The 21,830-nt window shown below is 42.4% G+C and carries 14 protein-coding genes; 5 read left to right on the top strand and 9 right to left on the bottom strand.

Annotated features, from left to right (window positions below; translation table 11 throughout):
• Positions 1–3: 3 nt before the first annotated feature.
• A complete protein-coding gene (locus tag D5E69_RS20585) occupies positions 4–327 on the bottom strand; it encodes a hypothetical protein (RefSeq protein ID WP_156183346.1) in 324 nt (107 codons plus the stop codon).
• Positions 328–859: 532 nt separating this feature from the next.
• Here D5E69_RS20585 and D5E69_RS20580 point away from each other — a divergent pair.
• Positions 860–1,738: a helix-turn-helix domain-containing protein gene (locus D5E69_RS20580; RefSeq protein WP_063191946.1), complete on the top strand. Its 879-nt coding sequence runs from the start codon at positions 860–862 to the stop codon at positions 1,736–1,738.
• Between the two features lie 31 nt (positions 1,739–1,769).
• On the top strand, positions 1,770–2,444 hold the full coding sequence (locus tag D5E69_RS20575) for a hypothetical protein (RefSeq protein WP_159130194.1): 675 nt from the start codon (positions 1,770–1,772) through the stop codon (positions 2,442–2,444).
• Positions 2,445–2,523: 79 nt separating this feature from the next.
• On the opposite strand, the gene D5E69_RS20570 is transcribed toward D5E69_RS20575, so the two are convergent.
• The 7 genes from D5E69_RS20570 to D5E69_RS20540 all read right to left on the bottom strand — a co-directional run bounded on the left by D5E69_RS20570 (position 2,524) and on the right by D5E69_RS20540 (position 14,667).
• Positions 2,524–5,643 carry a S8 family peptidase gene (locus tag D5E69_RS20570; RefSeq protein WP_159130193.1) on the bottom strand — a complete coding sequence of 1,040 codons (3,120 nt, stop codon included), beginning with the start codon at positions 5,641–5,643 and terminating at the stop codon, positions 2,524–2,526.
• Positions 5,644–5,841: 198 nt separating this feature from the next.
• A complete protein-coding gene (locus D5E69_RS20565; RefSeq protein WP_159130192.1) occupies positions 5,842–6,906 on the bottom strand; it encodes a C40 family peptidase in 1,065 nt (354 codons plus the stop codon).
• Between the two features lie 213 nt (positions 6,907–7,119).
• Entirely contained in the window at positions 7,120–9,270 is a 2,151-nt protein-coding gene (locus D5E69_RS20560; RefSeq protein ID WP_159130191.1) for a CDP-glycerol glycerophosphotransferase family protein, read from the bottom strand.
• Between the two features lie 241 nt (positions 9,271–9,511).
• Positions 9,512–10,321 (bottom strand): teichoic acids export ABC transporter ATP-binding subunit TagH, encoded by an 810-nt coding sequence (gene tagH, locus D5E69_RS20555; protein WP_159130190.1) that lies wholly within the window; start codon positions 10,319–10,321, stop codon positions 9,512–9,514.
• Positions 10,322–10,338: 17 nt separating this feature from the next.
• Positions 10,339–11,160 carry an ABC transporter permease gene (locus tag D5E69_RS20550; protein WP_159130189.1) on the bottom strand — a complete coding sequence of 274 codons (822 nt, stop codon included), beginning with the start codon at positions 11,158–11,160 and terminating at the stop codon, positions 10,339–10,341.
• Positions 11,161–11,332: 172 nt separating this feature from the next.
• Positions 11,333–14,071, bottom strand: coding sequence for a CDP-glycerol glycerophosphotransferase family protein (locus D5E69_RS20545; RefSeq protein WP_159130188.1), 2,739 nt, complete (start codon positions 14,069–14,071; stop codon positions 11,333–11,335).
• An 8-nt stretch (positions 14,072–14,079) separates the two neighbouring features.
• The gene (locus D5E69_RS20540; RefSeq protein ID WP_159130187.1) at positions 14,080–14,667 is read right to left on the bottom strand and encodes a hypothetical protein; all 588 of its coding nucleotides are present in this window, start codon (positions 14,665–14,667) and stop codon (positions 14,080–14,082) included.
• A gap of 236 nt (positions 14,668–14,903) precedes the next feature.
• Between D5E69_RS20540 and D5E69_RS20535 the strand changes: the two genes are divergently transcribed.
• The 3 genes from D5E69_RS20535 (at position 14,904) to D5E69_RS20525 (ending at position 18,436) form a co-directional block, all read left to right on the top strand.
• Positions 14,904–16,442: a glycosyltransferase family 2 protein gene (locus tag D5E69_RS20535; RefSeq protein ID WP_159130186.1), complete on the top strand. Its 1,539-nt coding sequence runs from the start codon at positions 14,904–14,906 to the stop codon at positions 16,440–16,442.
• Between the two features lie 430 nt (positions 16,443–16,872).
• Positions 16,873–17,271 (top strand): glycerol-3-phosphate cytidylyltransferase, encoded by a 399-nt coding sequence (gene tagD / locus D5E69_RS20530; protein ID WP_056539031.1) that lies wholly within the window; start codon positions 16,873–16,875, stop codon positions 17,269–17,271.
• Complete coding sequence (locus D5E69_RS20525) at positions 17,264–18,436, top strand: CDP-glycerol glycerophosphotransferase family protein (RefSeq protein WP_159130185.1); 1,173 nt, start codon at positions 17,264–17,266, stop codon at positions 18,434–18,436. Before tagD ends, D5E69_RS20525 begins: the two co-directional genes overlap by 8 nt.
• A 24-nt stretch (positions 18,437–18,460) precedes the next feature.
• Here the strand turns inward: D5E69_RS20525 and D5E69_RS20520 are convergent, their stop codons facing one another.
• Complete coding sequence (locus tag D5E69_RS20520) at positions 18,461–21,262, bottom strand: glucosaminidase domain-containing protein (RefSeq protein WP_159130184.1); 2,802 nt, start codon at positions 21,260–21,262, stop codon at positions 18,461–18,463.
• Positions 21,263–21,830: the final 568 nt, after the last annotated feature.

The following is a 21,830-nucleotide window of genomic DNA, read 5'->3' as shown; positions in this document are numbered from 1 at the left end:
TTCTTATACCATGCTTTCTCGCTGTATGTCATAACCTGCATGAACTTCTTTCATTCCGATCACCTTCAGGAAGTGGTGGAGCTTTTTCAGACAGCCCTTCTCCAAATCCCCAACGACATCAAACAAATCAATGACTGCACATTTTTCTACCTTTGGAAACGACAAATGCTTAGGCTTGAGGGCTTGCTGATGATTCTCGATCGGATACGTGGATGCGAGTGCCTCCCCGACCTTGCAATCACCTTGCAAGAACTCAAAATGGAACTGAATCGACAAATCAATTTCAGAATATAGAGGATTTACTTTCATGCTTATGCTATTCATCATGAAGCCCCCTTTCTTTTATTGTACTTTTATACTACCACACCTTAAAAACAAGGGGATTTTGGCTCAGTAAGGTATATAATTGATGCATCTTTGATTTTGGGTAAATATGTTCTGTTTTTGAGTATTTATATAACTTTAGGCATATTTACAAAAGTGGAAGTGAAGTGTAGTTCAATAAAAAAAACTTCCTCGAAGGAAGTGATAAGTTTATTAGTATTCATTAGGTAATTCGCGTTGGAGAGTGGGAAGACTTGTTGGGTTTGAAATTAACCCGGCAACTCCAAACACTAGTATGGAAGCGGTTAAAATTGCGAACAAACGTTTCTTCATAGGTATTTCATCCCTTTCTCAAATAAAGTTTTTTCGGCTATTATATACATAAAAGTGTTATTATTATTAAAACACAATAATCGTATTAAGATAATTGTAATGTGAGGTCTTATAGACTATTTTTCAGCATGCTCACATAGCATATCATAAGATTTCTTTCGGAAATATAATTTTAGGAATATTTTTAGGGGAGAATAAATTGATGGATTTTTCAGCGGTAGGAAAAAAAATCAAAGAATTAAGAAAAAATATCGGTCTTTCTCAAGAAGAATTATCGTTGGGTATATGCACTCAAGCTCAAATAAGTAAAATTGAAAAAGGAATTGTTTTCCCTTATGCTTCCACACTATATTTAATTTCTCAAAAATTAGGGGTGGATGTAAATTATTTTTTTGATATAGGAATGACACCCCGGTTAGATTATGTGCAAGAAGTAACGAAGCAATTAAAAATTGCAAGAAGAGAACATAAGTATAAGGAAATGATGGATATTGTAAAAATAGAAGAAGAAAATCCATTGTTCGCTCAGAATTCTAGAAACTATCAATTATTACTGTGGCACAAAGGAATATATATATTCGAAGTCGAAAAAGATGTAGATAAAGCAATATTAACTTTAAGGAAAGCAATAGAAATGACACAGTCTATTAGTAAAGTCTTAACCGAAAGAGAGTTGGAGATATTACTTTCGATTGGCGCTATATATGTTAAAGAAGATTTAGAAAAGGCATTAGACATATTTGAAGAAATTCAGGATCATATAAAAGTTTTACCTCATCTTAACGATTACACGATTAAAAGCAGGTTACTGTATAACATGACTAGGGTTTTAACAAGGTTAAATAAACTGACTGAATCTAATCAGTACTGTAGAGATGCAATAAAATGGTCTTTAGAAAAAGATACTTTGTATTTATTAGGACAATTCCATTATCAAATTGGATATAACTTTGAGCTCTTAGGGAAAAAACTTGAAGCCAAATCGTATATGGAAAAAGCTTTGGTTGTTTTTGAACTACAACAGGATGATAAATTTATCCCTTTGATAAATAAAAAAATTGAAGAACTCTCTGTAAAGTGATTTAAGAATAATTCAGATCTGAGTGATCCCAATGACCACCAACAAACCCTTCAATCTATCAAAACTCATCTCAGTCTTACTACTCGCCGCAGGAGCCGTCCTGCTCACCATCGTCCTTTATTTCACCGTGCAGTCAGTCAGGGAGCTTGTGTATCAGAATGGAATAGAAAAGCGCTATTCGTTCCAGTCACCGGAGGATGCGGAAACGGTTCAGGTATTCCATGGGGTGAAGGTGCAGACGTACCGGGATGGCCCTGAGGTGCTCCTGGAGCTTCAGGAAGAGGAGCGGGCCAAGGTGAAGGTGCCAGGAGACCAAACAGATGAAAAGAGCGACATGAAGGCGTTCAAGGGCATTGTCCAGTACAAGCTGATGAAGGAAAAGGAAACCGGGGAAGAGTGGTTTATTGCGGCCCTCCGATTGACGCCGGAAGCCATGAAAGAGGGCGACCAGAAGTTCCAGACGTTCCGGATCAATGAAAATGGCGTCGTAAAAAAGTCGACCTTCTCATCGGGTGCGAATTCCAAGCTCGAAACCCAGTGGATCCGGGGGCTGACGGAAGATAACATTGGCTACCATACCAGTCTCCCTTATCAGGATCACCCGGTGTTGACCTTGATTTCAACAGCATTTGCCGGCTTGGTTTCGCTGTTTGTGGGCCTTCAATTACGGAAAAGGGAGAAAGGCAGGAAGTACGAAGCAGCATGACATCGGAGGAAGAAGGTCCGGTGTCTTTTTTATGCAAAGAAAACCGCTCCGGGTATGGAACCCTGGAGCGGTTTTTGGATTAATTCTTTTTCACCGTCACGTTTTTCGCCTTGCTTACGTTGCCAGCTTTGTCCTTGGCTGTGACAGATAGAACGGTCTTCGCTTTTTGTTTCTTGATTTTGACGGTGAATTCGCCTTTTTTGTTGGCTTTGGCTTCACCGAGTTTTTTGTTCTTCACTTTGACGGTGACGGTGGCACCGGCTTCAGTCTTACCTTTGACGGAAGTGCTTTTGTCGTTGACGCTGTTCACCTTTGGTGCAGCAGGTGGTGTTTTGTCCGCTACCTTTAAGTTCGTGCCTTTGCTCGTATTGCCTGCAGCATCGGTAGAGGTAACAACTACAGTGGTACCTGCTTTTTGCTTTTTGATCTTAAGGGTGAATTTCCCTTTTGCATCCGCTTTGGCTTTCGCGATCTGTTTACCCTTCACCTTGGCGACGACCTGAGCTTTTGCTTCGGTTGTCCCGGTAATGGAGGTGCTCTTATCGCTGATTGCTTTTGCCTTTGGAGCAGCCGGTGGGATCACGTCGATGACGGTCACTTTCGTTTCAGAGCTTTCTTTGTAGCCATCCTGCACGGTTACGTAGAGGACCGCGTTTTCTTTTTGTTTAGGGATGGTCACTTTGAATGAACCATTTTTATCAACTTTCCCCGTTGCGATGACTTTGCGGGAAGCATTTTTAATATTCACCTTCAGGTTTGCCTGCGCCGTACCTGACAGGGATGTATCTTTATTCGTGACTTTTTTGACTTTCGGTTTGTCCGGTGCTTTTTCCACGACTTGTTTCACGGATGTCTTTGCATAGCCGTTCGTAATGACGACGGTCAGGATCTGATCGGTTTTCTGAACCGGGATGGCAACGCTGTAGGAGCCGGATTTGACGGTTCCCTTGCCGAGTGACTTTTTCCCGTTCCATACTTCGACTGTGGATCCGTTCTTGGCTTTCCCTGTAACGGCTTTTGAGTTATTAAGAATCGGATTGATGGTTGCCCCCAGGTCAAGTGTACTGACGGCACTGAATGCATCCAGGCGGCCGTATCCAGATACGTGATCGTATCCAGGCGGTAAGACCTCGACAGGGTATGGACCATCTACTTCTTCATCCCAATATTCTTCTTCTCCAGTATACGGGTTATCCTGTTCGTCGAAAGCGACATCGACGGCTGTCTTGTTTAAGAGTGCTTGCACTTCAGAAGCCTTCATCGTTGGTTTCTGAGAAAGGAGCAGACCGGCTACTGCGGCAACATGTGGTGTCGCCATGGATGTTCCGCTCATGTAGGTGACGTTCCCGTCTGGAAGGAGGGCAGGGATGTCCGAGCCTGGCGCTACAAGATCCAACCCTTTTCCGTAATTCGAGAAATCGGAAACGATATCAAATTTGCTGGTTGAACCGACTGCGATTACATATTTAGAAGAACCAGGGTAGTTCAGTTCCTCCATACCGTCATTACCGCTTGCGGCTACGATGGTAACCCCTTTTTCACTTGCGTAACGCAGAGCATATTCAATCGTACGGCTGTATCCGCCTCCGAGGCTCAGGTTCAGCACCTTTGCTCCATTATCGGCTGCATACATAATCCCGGCTGCGATCTGTTCGGTATCGCCGCCACCGGATGAATCAAGGACCTTGATTGGCAGGATTTCAGCATATGGATTGATCCCGGCCATGGAGTAATGGTTATCGGATTTTGCAGAAATGATTGAAGAAACATGTGTCCCGTGGCCATTGTCATCCATGGCATCATCGTTTCGATCCACAAAATTGTATCCTTTGTCTACAAGGACATTACCCGAAAGATCGGCAAGGGTGTGATCGACACCAGTATCAGCAACGGCAATCACAGTTTTGTCTAGTTTCTTATTTTTCAACAGTTCCTCAAGGGCTTCATACCCGATATCGCTGCCTTTTTTCTCGCCGTTATTTAAAGACCATTGATGCTCATACTGAACGTCTGCGGACAGAGCCGTGTAGGTCTGGACCGGCTCTACGAATTCGACTTCAGGAAGTTTGGCGATTTGATTGGCGGTCGTCTTTGAGCTTGCCGAGAATCCTTTACCATTATTCTTCACTTCCACGACAAGGAAACGGTCTGATTTCAATTCTTTTTTTGATAAGTCATCCACAGATTTAATTCCGTAAGACTCTACTTTGGATTTGACGCGACTTGTCGGCTGACCGTCCTTCACTTTCACAATCAAGCGGGAAGGATCAGCGGTTGAACTTGTCGTACTGAGACCAGCTTTTGAGACTACTTGCGAGACAGAAGTGCCGGATAGCTTTGAAAGATCCACATTCTTAACGGAGTTTTCAAGCTGGGTCTTCAGGGGACCCGGTACGGCATCATGGGCAATCGCGTACAGGTTGCTGATGGCTTCCTGCTCTTTGTCAGAAATGGCATACGTACTTGATCCGCCGTTCTTCGCTGTGTCACTCAAGAGATTTTTCAAAGTGGACAGGTTTGCATACACGTCTTCACGCAGGTTTTTATCAAACAGCATTTTAGACGTGATGAATGGAGCTGACTTATAATAAACAGCCGTCAGTTCTTTCCCATTATCTGTTTTGGCAAGAAGGTTCTCACGGATCGAACGAAGGTCGGATAAAATCACTTTTCCGTTTTTCTTTTTCTCGACGCTGAGCTCTGCAGGGCATTCTTCTCCTACGGCCCCATTGGAAGGTGGAAGTGACACGCCGTCGTAGCTGATTTTATAAGGGTTAGGCAACAGTTTGCCCTCTTCATCCTCTTCTACATAGCTTTCCAGTTTGATATAGTAAGGGCCCACCCATGAGATCGGGAAATCGATGGACGCGGTTTCCTGATCGTAGGAATAGCCTCTGTATTGTTCGAACGTATTGTCATTGGTGGCATTCTCGAGGCTGGAGTAGACACTCATGTTCACCTCGGATTCGGATTCAAGCTTGATTCTCAGATGTGTGAACTGTTCGATGGTGTCATTTCCAGGGGTGATTTTATACCACTGAACATGATCATCACCAATAAAACTCCCTTCTGTTAATTCCGACATGGCAAGCGGCAATTCTTCAATCACCGTTGCGGCGTTTGCCTGAGGGAGCTGTGGCAGGCAAATACTGAAAATCACAATCAAAGCTAGTAAACTCTTGATCAACTTTTTCCTCATAGTATCCTCCAATATCTAATTAGTAAAATCAATTAATTAAACCACATAACCCTCTTAATTGGTATATATTTCTTGACGTAAAAGCGAAATATTATTCGCCAAATAATGACACGAAAAAACCGGCTGCCAGGGGCAACCGGTTTACACTGCCGGGTAGTACATTTCCATTCCTGTTGGGAACATAGTACCAGGTAGTGATTAGAGGCTGTAGAAGCGTTTGAAGCTGTCGAATTTGGATTTCCAATACGAGTTGTTCAAGCTGGAGATTTCGACTCCATTGTCACCTGCATGGATGAACTGGTTGTTGCCGACATAGATTCCCAGATGAGAGATGCCTTTTTTGTATGTATTCGAGAAGAATACAATATCTCCTATTGCCGGTTTATCGACATAGTATGAGCGACTGTAGTATCCTTCTGAAGACGTTCTGGACATGCTGACGCCCGCCTGATTGAAGGCATAGTAGATGAATCCGCTGCAGTCGAAGCCGGCAGTGGTCGATCCACCCCATACATACGGTTTACCGATCTGTCCTTTTGCAGCTGAGAGAAGGCGGTTGACGTCAAAAGAAGTGACCGTATCTTCCTTAGGTGCCGAAGGTGATGGAGATGGTGCAGGTGATGGAGACGAAGAAGAACCACCGTTCACCTTAAGTGTCTGACCCACATAAATCATATTACCCGATAGTCCATTAAGTTTCTTTAGCTCGCTCACGCTCATGTTAAAGCGCAAGCTGATGTGGGAAAGGGTATCCCCTGATACAACTTTGTAAGAACCTGTTGCACTGTTTCCGGGTGCCGGTGAAGGCTTGGAAGGTGCCGGTGCTGGTGCAGGGGAAGAAGATCCGGACCCGCCGGATGAAACCGCTAGTTTTTGTCCCGGGTAAATCAAGTGGCTTGAAATCCCGTTCCATTTCTGCAGTTCACCGAGTGAAATGGAGTGGCGGTTGGCAATGGCAATCAGCGTATCCCCAGATTTGACCGTATAGGTTTTAGCTGGCGAAGACGGTGCCGGCGCTGGCGTTGAAGGTTTAGACGGTGCAGTGGAGGCTTTTGCCTTCACCTTCAGGACCTGGTTCGGGAAGATCATGTCAGATTTCAGATTGTTAAGCGATTTCAAATTCGAGACAGACGTATTATACTTACGGGCAATATTCCATAGGGAGTCTCCTGATTCTACTTTGTGCGAACTTGCCGCGGCAGCAGATGCATAGGTAGAAGACAGAACGGCGGTAGCAGCAAATGTTACAATCGTTTTTTTCAATGGGTTTCTCCTTCTATGTATAGATTGATAGTTTTTTGTCATTTTACCATAAATTAATAGAAAAAAGGGAGTAAAATCACCAAAAATGTAAAAAGAAATAGTACTTTGGACTGTGTTATCACAACGTGCCGAATGACGGAAGAGCAAATGGGAGGGGAGAGAGAAAAATCGACAAAAAAAGACGCAGGGATCACCTGCGTCTTTTACCCACATTTATTTCGTTTTAAACACTTTTTCGACAACTCGTTTGCTTGCCTCTCCATCTTCGAGGTAACAGAACTTTTGATAAAAAGCATCGAAGTTCGCCTGGGATGCTGGATCCGGGTGTTGGATATGACGGATCACGTCTTCGGTGGTCTTCACCAGTGGACCAGGGGCCTGTGCTTCAAAGTCGAAATAGAACCCGCGAAGCGTATCGCGATAATTCTCGATATCGTACACATAGAAGATCATCGGACGGCCAAGATTCGCATAATCGAAGAACACAGACGAATAATCGGTAATCAAAAGATCAGAGATGAGGTACAGCTCGCTGATATCCGTATGATGCGATACATCGTACGCAAATCCGGCAAACGGAGTGATATCCAGGTTCTCGGCAATCAGGTAGTGCATGCGGAGAAGGACTATATACTCATCGCCAAGCTCTTCCTGCATCTTATCAAGCTCCAGCTTAAGGTTGAACTTGTATTTACCCTTTGCGTAGAACTCATTGTCGCGCCACGTAGGTGCATAGAGAATCACCTTTTTATCCAAAGGAAGGTCAAGGCGTTCTTTCAACGAATTCATGGTCTCTGCATTATTCGCATTATGAAGGAAATCATTCCGCGGATAACCGGATTCAATCATATCCTTCTCAAAGCCAAAAGCCCTGGCGAATATCTCTGAAGAATAACGGTTTGGTGAGATCAAGTAATCCCAACGGCTCGACTCCAGTAGGAAATTCTTCTTGTACTTAGCCGTGTTGGTACCAGGCATGTGAACCTCGTCCATGTCGGCCGCAAGGCGTTTCAGCGGTGTACCATGCCATGTTTGAAGATAGGTCGTGTGACTTGGTTTTGGTATCCAGATCGGCAGCCTGCTGTTGGAAACCCAGTATTTCGAACGGGCCATTTTGAAGAGCCACGGAATTGAGAAGCGATTGATCGTCTTAAGTCCCTTGCCTTCAAATACGGCAGCGCTCCGTGGATCGATGCTCCAGTACATATCGTACTCAGGATGATTCTCAAGCATATACTCGTAGATGGCACGAGGGTTACAACTGTACTGCTTTCCAAGGAAGCTTTCAAAGACAATTTGTTTTTTCTTTGCTGGCAGCTTTCCAAGAAATGAAAAGACGAGCTTATAGGTCCGCTTAACGATCCTACCTCTTTTGACACGGATCAAAAAGTTTTTAATCTTACGGGCACTTTCTTTTATTGAATTATATTGGAAGATCCTCACGGTGAGGTATCTAGATTTCTTGGTTGGTTTCACCCGGATCCTCCACGTTTTATTTTCACTCTTGAAGCTGGAGAGGTGGTATTGATTCATAGGGTTCCTCGGGAAGTAGTCAAGCCTTGGGCTCCGGATGTACTCGATTCCTTCAGGGCTCTGAACTTCCGTTTCTACATAGAATTTATAATAATTGTTGGTGGAAAATCGTTTCAATTCTTCCAAAGGAAGTTTACCGTTGAATCCTGCCGAAGAAAAGTCGAAATGACCATAAAGGGAAGACAAATCATCACGTTTCACTTCACTCAACGGCAGCCTGATTTCCTCATCATCGGTATTATTTGTAATCACTAATTGACGACCGAGAACTTTCATTGGGGTTTCGGGATGGGCTGCATAAATGCTATATCCGGAAAATGAAAGGATGTTTTCTTCGTTAAGATCCACCTGTTCCAGACGGCCGATAGTGACAGGTTCCTGCTTTTTGAATGAAACATTTCCTTTTTTTGTGCGATAAGGAAAAAATAATTCGTTTCCTTCAAAGAAAGAGTGTAGCCGGATATCTTCTAGATTCATTTTGATCCGAGTAAATTTACCTTCATCATCCGAACCTGTTTCTGATTCGTCCTCATCCTTTTTAAATGAGTGAAGATAAAGATCCCAGTATGCATAGGGCTCGAACAATTCAAGATGTGGATCCAGAAGTAGTTCTCCCCTAATCAATGCCATTTGATCTTCAATCCGTTTATATGATGAAGGGAAGGGTATGACTCGTTCCGAGTTCCTTTCCTGCAGCACGAAGTGATACGTATGAAGATCATCGACGAACGACTGAAGAAAGCCGGCCTCGATAGACAATCTCTTTCCTGAAGGTATGTCATCTATGGAAAGATGACTAAGCTGTCGGTGTTTGATACTTTGCTCTTCCATTAAAACAGTGACTCCTCTCTCAATCTAACAACGTATTATAAAGGATATACTGGAGAAATCCTAGCGCCATTTTGAGGAATCTCACCTGTATATTCTTCCACATTTGCCTTGTTAAAGGACCATGTTTATAGGTAGTACTGACTATTTTTTCTGTTATCAGTATACCCTAATCAGGATATGAAATAATACCATTTTCAAAAAGCAAAAGACCGTTTCGGTTGAAACGGTCTTTTGCTTGTGGCTATTTCGCAGCAGCAGGTTCTTCTCCACTTTGCCGCTTGAGGGCTTCTTCACGGAATTGCTTCTTTTCTTTTTTGGACATGGCTTTATAATCTTGGAAGAACTTTTCGAATTGGGGAATGACTTCTTTGACGCTACCGAATGCCCTGACTTGGCCATATTCGAGCCATAGGATTTTTTCGCAGAATTTTTTCACCTGGTTGGTGGAATGGCTGACGAAGAACATGGTCTTCCCGCGCTTTTTGAATTCCACCATTTTTTCGAAACTTTTCTCAGCAAATGCTTTATCTCCCACCGATAATGCCTCATCGATGATTAGAATATCAGGATCGATCGTAACAGAGATGGCGAAACCTAAGCGTGATTTCATACCGCTTGAATACGATTTTACGGGCTGGTCGATAAACTTCCCGAGCTCGGAGAATTCGATGATTTCTGGTTCCAGTTCTTTGATTTTCTTCTTGCTGAATCCGAGCATCAGACATTTCAGTTCGATATTTTCCCTGCCTGATAATTGGTTATTCAAACCTGCAGCAACTGCGATAAGGGCAGTTTTCCCCTTTACCGTCACTTCTCCGGATGTTTCAGGGATGATTCCCGCGATAATATTGGCCAGGGTGGATTTCCCTGACCCGTTGACACCTACAAGCCCGATGATATCTCCTTGCTCAGCTTCGAAGCTCACATTACGCAGACCGTAGAAGTCTTCTCCGAAGCTTTTAGGTGTGATCATATCAAGGATTCGTTCTGATTGTTTATTATATAGTTTGTATTTTTTTGTTAGATCTTTGATTATGACTGTTTTAGACATAGTATCATCTACTTTCCTTACAGAAAATCAACAAAGTGTCTTCTGAATTTCACATGGATGAAAGAACCGAACAAGAATACGACCAGGACGAAGCCCCAGAAATAGAGTGTGTATTGCCAGTGTTCAATGAAATACCATTCTTGTCCCAAGAGAGCACTCCTATAGCCTTCCACGATGTAATAAAAAGGATTCAGCTTCATGATCGTCACAAGCTGTTTGCTCAATAGTTCCTCCATATTCCAGAGGATCGGTGTCAGGTAGAGGAGCATCCTTACGACGGACTGCACGACCATCTGCACATCCCTGACCATTGTGGAAAGAGTTGAAGTGATCAATGATATAGAAAAGATCACGGCTATGACTGCGAACATAAAGTACGGTAATTGCAAGTAATAGACATTGATATGATACCCCATGAACTGGAAGATGATGATTGTAATACCAGTCAAATAAAGGTTAGGGTAAAATTTTGACATAATCACATATGAAGGGATGGCACTCATTGGAAAACTCATCTTGGACAGCATCTTGATCCTTGTATACACGGATCTTGACGCCTGGACGATGCCTGGGTTGATGAAGAACCAAACGACCATACCTGACAGCAGCCATACGAAAAATGGGAAACCGTCTACATCACCGCGGCCCTGTCCACCGCTTTTCAATCCATACCCGAATACGAACCAGTAAATGGCAAGCTGGATGCCCGGAGTCAATACTTCCCAAAGCATGCCCAAGTAGTTGTTTTTATTATTGCTTTTTAATTCATATAAAGAGAGGCGTTGAATCAAATAATAGTTTTGAATCTGCTCCCTTAATACGGTGATAGCTGATTTCATATCGATTCCTTTCTTTCAGCCTTAACTGAAATGGTCGCCCCGACCCTGTGGGCAACTTCGACTTCTTGACCCTGGTCCACGGGTCAAGACTATTCTGCCTCAAAATCAAAATTTGTTCAACACTTTATTAGTATTGGTGAAAGATGTAAAAAGGACGCAGAATACGTCCTTTTTACCGGTCGAACAGACGATCCACCACTCGACTGGCAGCGTTCCCGTCTTCGAGATAGCAATATTTATTCTGGAATTCATCGTACTTCTTATGATAGTGCGCCTTGACTTCATCGAGTCGCTTCAACGAATCAATGAGTCCGTCTGTATCATACAGCAGAGGCCCTGGTGCTTCATGTTCGAAGTCCATATAAAAACCACGGATGTCATTTTTATATTCATCGAAGTCATAGGTGAAGAATAGGATCGGTTGCCCAGTATTGGCGAAGTCAAACATGACGGATGAATAATCCGTGATGAGCACATCCGAGATCAGACTTAGTTCCTGTATCTCTGGATATCCGGATACATTATAGACAAAACTTCTCAATTCTTCTGGAATCCGTAACTTATTGCTGATGACCACATGCATACGTAGGAGAATGATATAGTCTTCTCCAAGTTGTTCCTGCATACGATGGAGATCCATTTTGATATCGAACACGAACTTATTCTTGCCTTTTGTCTCATTGTCACGGAAGGTCGGGGCATAAAGGATGACCTTCTTATCCTGAGGCAGCCCTAATTTTCGCTTAACACGCGTTTGAATATCGAATCGGTTGTCATGATGGAAGAGGTCATTCCTCGGATAGCCCACTTCCATAATATCACCGGTATATCTGAACGCACTCCGGAAAGCCTCGGATGCATATGGACTTGGTGAAATCAGGTGGTCCCATTGTTTGGTCGCGCCATGTACCCGATCCAGATACCCCTCCGATCTACCTTGGATATTTTCGATATCGAAGAGCATTTTCTTTAAGGGTGTCCCATGCCATGTCTGCAAATACGTTGTCCCTTTGGGCTTTTTGATGTAGGTAGGGAAGTTTTGATTATTGATCCAGAAACGTGATTTAGCCAGGTAGTAATAGTATTGCGGACTGAGCCTTTTGACTTGGATCAACGATTCATCCGTAACAGGGATGGATTTATTGTATACCCACACTTTTTTATATGGTAATCCTCTTTTGAGAATTTCTTCATAAATGTACCGAGGACTATCCGCGTACTGTTTTCCGACACCGCTCTCGAACAAGATGAGGTTATCGTCGGTTGGTAGAATCCTTCTTGCAATGGAATAGAACTTTTTCATCGTAGGGAAATAGTACTTACTCTTCCTGAATTTTTTGAAGGCCATTTGATAAACAGGGCTCTCTGCAACCTTTTCCCTCACGGTTGTTTTTACATCAGCTTCCTGGATCACAGAATAAATGCGTTCAGATGATTGGAGATCCCGATATTTGATGAATTGATCTGAACGCTTCTGATGGTCGGCCAACATCTTGAATTGGTTTTTTTCGTATTTAGTCAGCGCATGCAATACTTCGTCCAGCTCAAAGGCGATGCTTCCGGGCAGGTCATTATCGAGATCCAGATGAGAAGGCCGTTTCCCGATGAAACGAGGACGATCAAACTGGTAGTAGATGATGGGTTTGCGCAAGAAGCTGAAATCGAAACCGACAGAAGAGTAGTCCGTGATCATCAATTTACTCTCCTTTAAGAGCCTCTGTACATCCACATCTCCTTGATTGATTAATGTGATAGGTGCATGTGAGAAATAGGAGGTGAAATTTTGCATATTCGGATGCAGGCAGAAGATGGTTTCCATACCGTGTTCTTTCGCGAAAGAGTGGAGTCCGGGATGAAAAACCAATTCTTTGTACCGTTCATAATAGTCGCTTTCCATGAAGCTATCATCGGTTGTGATCCAATCCCTCCAAGTAGGGATGATCAGGATCTGGTCTTTGAGCGGTAAATCTTCTTTCAGTAGGCTGTCGAAGCGAGAGAGTCCAGTAACAAAGACTTCCTCAGGCTTATAGCCGAAGTCATTGACGATCATGCGCTTTTCAAAATCAGAGCTAACCATGAACAGGTCTGTGTCAAACCCATCAGCCGTTTTCCCATAATTGGCCACCATATTCTTTGTCCCCATGACACCATGCTGAAGAAATACCTTAGTGGCTTTAACAGCTTTTTGAAAGCGCTTGGTTCTAACCGGGTAAAGATAGTCAGGGTGATGGGATGAGATGATTTTAGTCGAGATCAGAGAGTACCAGATGTGTTCTTTTGATTTAAAGGTGATGACATTACCTAAGGGTTCTACGTTTTTGCGTTCAGGTGAATGCTCCTCGATCACATAATAAACGTTTTTTTCAGGGTGATTTTCACGCATATATTTGAAGAAGTAGTAGCCTGTATCCTGGGCCTTATAGGGCCGCTCTCCAACAATCCACACATCCTTGCTTTTATTCGCTACACGGTGGAACCAAGCAAAACGCAGTTTTGACTTTAGGAAATCAAATGTATCCTTACGATATTCATACACTTCAAAGGATAGATTGGAAGCCTTGAACGTATAGTATGGGTTGATGATCGAAATATTATCATCTGATGGGTAGGATGTGTTTTTTATGAGGAAGCGTCCTTTGAAAGCAGGTCTCCCAACCCTTACAATTTTTGGTTCATAATAATCATGTAGTTCAAGCTTAAGAAACAGATCATAAATATCTTCCGGAAGATTCTCACCTTTGCATAGCGCACGGAAGTCGAATGTTGTTCTGTATTCGTATCGGTTCAATCCGAACGTATTCACAGTTTCCCCGTCCCATTCGAGAGTGGTTTCTTTAAGGTATTCTTTGCCGGTCTTCCGTCCTCGCAGAAGGAAGGTGGAATGCTTTACTGCCGAATTTCGTGTGAACAATTTACCTGTTACTTCAATAGAACCGGGGGGGAGAACAACCGATCAATTTGTATTTTTACAGGTGTCTTTGGTTCCCCGTCAAGGAGGAATGAAAGATTCCCTTTTTTTGTTAGATAAACAATACCTGAGTGTCCCCCGTGTTCGACAAATCCCAGTTCATTCCTTCTCGTTTCTGAGAAGCGGCCGAGTCGAATATAGTAGGAGGCGTAACGTACACCGCCCTTCTCAAGAAAAGTTGCTTTCTCTTCAAGTTTTGCATAGGCATCTTCACTAATTTCAGAAATATCCCGTCGAACTTTGATATACCAGTCATAGGCAGATCCGTCATGATCTACAGAAAGTTGTTCGATTAGAGCAGGAATGCCGAATGAGAAGCTGAACTGGTTTACTTCCCTTTCATTCTTCGAGATGAGTCGGAGTTTTTCAAAATCATGCCTGGAAGCGAGCCATAGGCTTTCGACCGTATAGTCTTCCTTATATAACGAACCACTGATCGAAACGCTTTCGTCATTCTGTATGATTTCCAGTTTGTGCTTTAGTTTAGGTCCTTTTTTTTTCTTTGTTTGAAACGTTCTTTTAAGTACTTTTTTCAGCATGCTTCAATCACCATTCATTCTGATTTTTATACCTTGTTTACTTCACTTATCATAATTCTTTTTTCCAATTTCGACAAGGAGTGACAAACGTCTCAATTTTCGTTATTTTTTCCTTAACGACTTTAATTATGTGGTATGAAAGGAATGTTACCATTCCGGTGCTTATGTTGCTGGAAATGGGGTATAATCAACGAAGCTACATCACACTGATGGTTAAAACATTTGGAGGGCTTAAGGTGGCATTAATAGATAAGAATTTCAATGAAAAGGCAATGAATATCATCAAACATAAACAGTATATGTCAGTCAACCACCCAGGCGGAATGATGAAGAAACTCTTTAAAAATAAGAAACTCGTAACGGTGGTGACCGCTTCTTATAATGCTGAAGACTTTATTGGGAAAACCATTCAATCTGTACTGGATCAGACGCTGGGGGAAGATAAGATCAACCATATGATCATTGATGATGGTTCCAACGACCGGACCACGGAAATCGTTCGCTCTTATGCCAAGGTCCATAAAAACATCATCCTCATTGAACTGAATGAGAACACAGGATCACCGGGAACGCCCAGGAATATTGGGATTGAACTGGCAGAGACAGAATTCATTACCTTCCTCGATGCTGATGATTGGCTGCATCCTGAAGGGCTTCAACATCTTGTTTCGATTCTTCAAGAGACGGGTGATGAGTACGTAGTAGGGAAGACCATTAAAGTAGAGAAAAACGGGGAGAGTATCATAGGCGAATTTGCATCGGTCAAAGAAAGAAGGCAGATCTCTCCTTTTGATGTGCCGCATTTCTTCTATCACATGGGTCCAACTGCCAAGATGATGAGACGGGATATCCTCATTGAAAATGGCATCCGTTTCCCTGAAATGAAATTTGGAGAAGATAAGCTGTTCTTTTCTGACTTGTTCTTTTGCGCAAAATCAGTATCAACCACGGTGAAGCCGATTTATTTCGTCAATCGCCTTGAGGAAAACCAGTCTTCCCTTACCCGGTCTACGGATGTATTGGACAAAAGAAGGAATGATCTTGAAGTCATCAAGTATATTCAATCGAAAAACCTGCCCCTCCACATGCAAAAAACGGCACTTACAAGGATCTATGAATATGATTTCCTCCGTACCTTTGACAGTCAGTTGTTCGTGAAGTCCAAAGAGAAAGAGGCTTTCTTCGAAATCTTTAACGATGTTATTGAAACCACAAAGAACCTGACGTATGACTTCCTGGAAGAATTCAAGACCCCCTTTTATAAAGTGGCCACCAGATTGTATACAGAAGGAAGAAGGGAAGATTTCATACGAATGTTCACGTGGCTTAAACAGGAAAAGGATAAAACCTACACCATCCTAAATGGCCTCCCTCATTTTGAACTTCCCTTCCTTGAGGGAGATGAGCGTTTCATCGAAGTCCCGATGGTTGCCTGGTCTACGGGTGGAGAGGTGAAGGATGGGGTGTTCAGGCAGACGTTCAGCATTTACGGGGCGGATGTTGCTAATGTGAATGCAATCCTGATCCGTAATCGAAAGAAAGTGGATAAAGAGATATCGTGTGAATTTTCGATTCACGGTAATGAAGGATCGTTTGTAGTACAGGCAGATGAAATGGATCATCTTGATCGGGATCTTTACACAGTGTTCGTCCGCTACAATGAATACAAGCTCATCAATATCAAAATCCTTCCCGATGAACGAATCATCCATAACCAAAAAGAATATAAATTCTATGCGACGAAAGCCAATAACCTTGGTTTTTCTATTAAATAGTAGTGAGAAAGGAGCTTGAAGAAGCTCCTTTCTCATATAAACGTAAGAACTTTGTAAACGAGTAATCCTTCTAATTATGGTACAGTGATGCATACAGTGTACAAGTTGAAGCCATCCAAAATGGCATAGATGGAAAAAAGTAATGATGGTAAATGGAGTGTAAATGATTTACCTTATGGGTATTGTTGTTTAGGTACGAGCGTTCACGTATTATTCACAAGACGTGCTTGATAACAAAATGTAGCTCGATTAAAATAATGATGATGGGAAAGATTTCAATTTTCGACATGAGATATTACAAGATTGTAAATTTCCCATAAACCTGCTGTAAAATAAAAATACTATAATTGTCTTATTGTTAATCTGTCATACTACGGCCATTAAATATAAAGCGAAACTGTCAAAGTAACAATCATAGGAGGAGACTAGAATGAAAAAGGTTATTACGTACGGAACGTTTGATTTACTGCATTGGGGTCATATCAATCTTCTTAAAAGAGCGAAGCAGCTAGGCGACCATCTGACTGTGGCTATTTCATCAGATGAGTTCAATGAACTGAAAAATAAAAAATCGTATCACAGTTTTGAAAACAGAAAGATGATCCTTGAATCCATTCGGTATGTGGACGAGGTTATTGCCGAGAACGACTGGGAGCAGAAAGTTTTAGACGTGAAAGAACGTGATATCGACGTATTCGTCATGGGAGATGATTGGGAGGGCAAATTTGACTTCCTAAAAGAACATTGCGAGGTTGTTTACCTTCCAAGAACAATCGGGATCTCCACTTCCAAAATCAAGAATGACCTTTTCACCGTTAATAATGGCTAGGGAACTAGCCATCATCTTATACTTGTTCATTTTCAAAGTCCTTTTTAAAGTAGGGAAATGGTCCCCTCTTCAGGATAAGGTCACATTCGTCGTTTCGTTCAGTGAAAATAACAAAAGTATATACAAAGAGATGATGCGACAAGAGTATTCTTGTCGTACTCTTTTTTTAACAACAGAAAAGATGGTTGAAACCTTCAGGAAGTTCGACCATGCAGAAACCCTTTTATTCAGCTGGAAGAAACCGTGGGACTATCTTCGCTCTGTTTATCATTTGGCAACGTCCAAGATTATATTCGTCGATAACTATTATGGATTCCTGGCGAAGTCCGACTTTAAGGTGGGGGTTGAATGCATCCAGCTTTGGCATGCGAACGGAGCAATCAAAAAGTTTGGCTTGGAGGATCCTTCCATCACCAGCAGGGGGAAGCTGGCGGAAAGGCGTTTCCGTAATGTGTATGACCGTTTCACGAAGGTGGCAGTGGGATCGGATGTCATGGGGCAGATCTTTTCGCGCGCGTTCGGCCTTGGGGAAGAGCGTATGCTGAAGATGGGCGTTCCAAGGACCGACATCTTCTTCAATGAAGAGAAGAAAATAAAAGCAGTGGGGAAGATCCACCGTCTTTACCCCCTTCTGAAAGGAAAAAAGGTCATTTTGTATGCTCCGACATACCGTGAAGAAGGCCTGAGCGATGCAGAAATGAAGCTTGATCTTTATAGTATTGCCCGGGAATTCAGCGAGGATCATAAGCTGGTCATCAAGCTTCATCCTGCTGTACGGAATCAATTCGACGTACCAGAAGAACTGAAGGACTTCGTAGTAGATGCATCCGCGCACCGGAATATCAATGAGCTGTTGTTCGTAGCTGATATTTTGATTACCGACTACTCTTCCATTCCGTTCGAATTTGCACTATTGGAGAAACCGATCATTTTCTTCATGTATGACAGGGATGCCTATATGGAAGAGAGAGGCATGTGGAAGGAGTTTCTTGATCTTATTCCAGGACCTGTCGCTTTAACCTCTGATGAAGTACTTGCGATTCTGAAGGAATATAAATTCAACAAAGATCACATTGTTGCTTTTTCCAAGCGTTGGAATGAATATTCAGCTGGTAGATCTAGCAAAAATATTGTTGAATATATAGCAAAAAGGCTACAGGGATAATTGCTCATCCCTGTAGCCTTTTTCTTATTTACTCAAAGTATAGAAGGGTTTATCGAAGTAGAGGGTGTAATTATCAAGCAGTGAATAAATATTGTATATACTGCCCACCTGCTTCGCTGCCCAGCCTACATCCGTTGCATACTGATGTGTGCTTTCCGGATTCCATCGCATTTTATACAAGGTGTCCTGTTGGAACCCATCACGATAGATATATCCTTGACTGATTTTCTGTGCCCCTCCGATGATTGCATCTTCAGGTGTGAACCAGCCATTATCATATGCGGCTTGTGAACCGCACTCGAGGGCACAGCTGTCGTATGCACCGTATCCGTACATGTTGTAAACGGTCTTACCGTTCTTAACGATTCCTTTTGCCAATTTAGAAGTACCGTTCCCGGTTTCTAGCATAGCATGTGAAATGAGGTACACTTCGTTTACTTTATACTTATTGGCTGCATCCACGAATGCTTGTCCTTTTCCTTCCAAGATGCCTTTGCCTTTAAGGATTTTTTGATTAATTTCAGATACGCTCAAATTCGCAGGGAGAGAAAGTTTTAGAAACTGGTAGTACTCTTTACTTCCAAACATGACGTTGTCAGGATTGAGATATTGCATGACATCGGATGAAGTAGCATTCTTCCATGTGATCCGTACCTCAACCCAATTACCTGACTTGCCGATGACCATGACGCCATCGCCTTTGTTCAACATCTGAACAATATTTGCTGAGCTTGCTGTTGTAGGAGATGAACGGACGTTGACTTTATTCTCCGTTACGATTCCTTTGTTCATATCTACATAATCTGCATAGATATAAGCTGGATCATTACGGTATTTGTCTGTTTGAGGACTGTTTTTCATCTGCTTTGCAAGCATTTCTTCAATAGTCAATCCGTAGTCGGTGGAATCTTGAATGACGTCTGTGCCAAGGGTTTTAACATCTTTTTTATAGATGTAACCCGTCTTTTTCTCACCTTGAATGTAAACAATAGCTTCATACCAATTTTCGGACAAGGTTTTATATTTAAGAACAGTGCCTTTAGAATACGATTTCAAGGAATCGGCAGAAGTGGATGCCTTTGCGTATACGGTGGTTGGGCTGTTTAATGCAAGACCCTGTTGATCTTCCTGTTTAGAAAGGATCAATTCGATCTGACTTGCATCAAGATAGCCGGTTTTGGATGTTCCGTTTACGGAAACGGTGGTTTCGTACCAACCGCTAATAAATGACTTGAATGAAAGCGGAGTACCGTTGGGATATTCTTTGATTACGTCGGAAGAACTGCTTGCACCGGTATAAACTTTGGTTGAATTGATACTCAATCCCTTCATCGACTGAGGGCTATTCGTTGCGTTGGTTACATGGGATGAATAGATATATCCCGTGGTGCGCTTTCCGTTTATATAGACCGTAGCTTCGTACCAATCGTTGATGAATGATTTGTACAGAAGTACGGTTCCTGCGGGGTAACTCTTCAATACGGAAGAGTCGGTAGTGATACCGCTGTAAACCGGAGTCATACCGATTTTGGCTACGCCTCTAATGTCCGTTTGAGTGTTACTGACATTTGAAACGTCGCTTGCTTGGATGTACCCGGTTGTCTTTTTGCCGTTGATATAAACTGTAGCCTCATACCATCCGTTGATAAATGTGCGGTATGTCAAAACAGAGTTAGCGGGGTAGCTTTTCAATGTCCCTGCGCCCGTGGAAGCTGTTTTGTAAACGTTGGTTGTTTGCTTGGTGATACCCTTTAATGTCATTTGATTGCTGACGGGCTGCTGAACGTCCGATTCTTGTATGTATCCCTTCACATACTTACCGTTCACTGAAACGACGCATACGTACCATCCATTAGCGAGTGTCTGATACTTAAGTGAACTGCCCTGATTATATGTCTTTAGTACGGATGAGCCAGTGGAAGCAAGAGAGTAAATTCGTGTCGGTTCTTTCACTGCAACTCCCTGAATGGTTACTTGCTTTGTGGTAATGTTGCTGACGTCTCTCTTAGGAATGTAACCAGTTGTCGGTTTTCCATTCAGATAGACGGTAGCCACATACCAATTTGAGTTCAAGGACTTGTACTTCAAGACGCTTCCTTGAGAGTAAGTCTTTAGCTTCTTTGAAGTCTGAGAGGTTTTTTCATAGACAGCGGTGGGGCTTTTTAATGCAATCCCCTCATAAGGCGTTCCTCCGATGTCCATTGAAGCGGCGGCGAAGGTAGTAGCGCGCATTGCTGTTTTTGGTTCAACTTTCTCTTCTTCAACAACATCCGGCTCTTCAACCGAAGTTTCTTCTTTGGGAGTTTCCTCTTCTTTGACCGCTTCTTCTTCAAAGGCTTTTGAAGAAGAAGCATCGTCTGTTGTCGGTTCTTCTGCAGGTTTTTCTGACCCGTCTTCTTCTGCAACTTCTTCAGAAGGGACGTCGGAAGGTTCCTCTGCGACCGGTTCATCTGTTTCGACCGGCTCTTCAGGTTCAGTGACAGTGTCCTCGTCAATTGTTTCCTCGGTGATTTCAATGAATTCAGAGAGAACATAACCTGTAATATCCTTCCCTGATTCGTCGTCCTTATAGGCAACTTTCGTGAAGAAGGGATCAAGACCCTCTTCCTTTTCTACAGAAATGACAGCATCACCTTCCAGGTCGGATAGAATGTCGCTGTCCTCAGAAGGTTCTGAATAAACATGGATGATTGAATCACTTTTGGCGTTCTTGACAAGGGCATTCTGCACGACATCATTCGATGCTGCCTGAGCCAGACCAGAAAATCCTGAGAAGACCAACGTCAGTGCAAGCAGTGAAGAAAATATTCTTTTGTAAGAAAACATACGCGTTTGATAATCCCTCCATTATAGTTAATAGTTAAGTAATCTACAAAATAATTACTTATATGACAAAGTTATTCTACCATATGTCGACATAGAATAGTATGGTCATTATGGTAAAAAGCACTTCGTAAAATAATTCTTTTTGCCCTTGTGTTTAATTATATTTATATATAAGTCTGGAAATTTAACATAAGTATTTCAATATAAGGTCCTAAAGAAGTGAGTCTTAAGATATAAATTCAATATGAAGGATAATGTCGAATATTGTGAAAATAAGACGAAAGATGCGTAGTCGAAAAGGGTGTGTAATTTGATGTGAAGAGTTAAAACAATAAAATAAAAAATGCCCAGTGATTCTTGGGCATATTAATAAAAAACAGATTATTGGTTGGGGGGAACTCTTTGAAGAAGGATGCGAAATCTTCCTTAGATTGCTACCTTTCAATCCTCCCATTTCTTTGTCGTTTTCAAAATGGATAACGGTCGGTGTAAGTTTGATATTGTAATCATCCCATCCTTGTGTGAATTCAAGGCGATTGCATTGGCCTAAATTGACAGTCATCTCTTT

It is taken from the genome of Rossellomorea marisflavi (genome assembly GCF_009806575.1).
GTDB lineage: Bacteria > Bacillota > Bacilli > Bacillales > Bacillaceae_B > Rossellomorea > Rossellomorea marisflavi_A.
Note: the sequence above shows the minus strand (reverse complement) of the source record. Positions and strands in the feature narration are given on the sequence as shown.

Coding starts and splice junctions, on each gene's coding strand:
- D5E69_RS20580 (WP_063191946.1), top strand. CDS start 860: ATGGATTTTTCAGCGGTAGGAAAAAAAATCAAAGAATTAAGAAAAAAT.
- D5E69_RS20540 (WP_159130187.1), bottom strand. CDS start 14,667: ATGCTGAAAAAAGTACTTAAAAGAACGTTTCAAACAAAGAAAAAAAAA.
- D5E69_RS20570 (WP_159130193.1), bottom strand. CDS start 5,643: ATGAGGAAAAAGTTGATCAAGAGTTTACTAGCTTTGATTGTGATTTTC.
- D5E69_RS20575 (WP_159130194.1), top strand. CDS start 1,770: ATGACCACCAACAAACCCTTCAATCTATCAAAACTCATCTCAGTCTTA.
- tagH (WP_159130190.1), bottom strand. CDS start 10,321: ATGTCTAAAACAGTCATAATCAAAGATCTAACAAAAAAATACAAACTA.
- tagD (WP_056539031.1), top strand. CDS start 16,873: ATGAAAAAGGTTATTACGTACGGAACGTTTGATTTACTGCATTGGGGT.
- D5E69_RS20560 (WP_159130191.1), bottom strand. CDS start 9,270: ATGGAAGAGCAAAGTATCAAACACCGACAGCTTAGTCATCTTTCCATA.
- D5E69_RS20520 (WP_159130184.1), bottom strand. CDS start 21,262: ATGTTTTCTTACAAAAGAATATTTTCTTCACTGCTTGCACTGACGTTG.
- D5E69_RS20585 (WP_156183346.1), bottom strand. CDS start 327: ATGATGAATAGCATAAGCATGAAAGTAAATCCTCTATATTCTGAAATT.
- D5E69_RS20525 (WP_159130185.1), top strand. CDS start 17,264: ATGGCTAGGGAACTAGCCATCATCTTATACTTGTTCATTTTCAAAGTC.
- D5E69_RS20550 (WP_159130189.1), bottom strand. CDS start 11,160: ATGAAATCAGCTATCACCGTATTAAGGGAGCAGATTCAAAACTATTAT.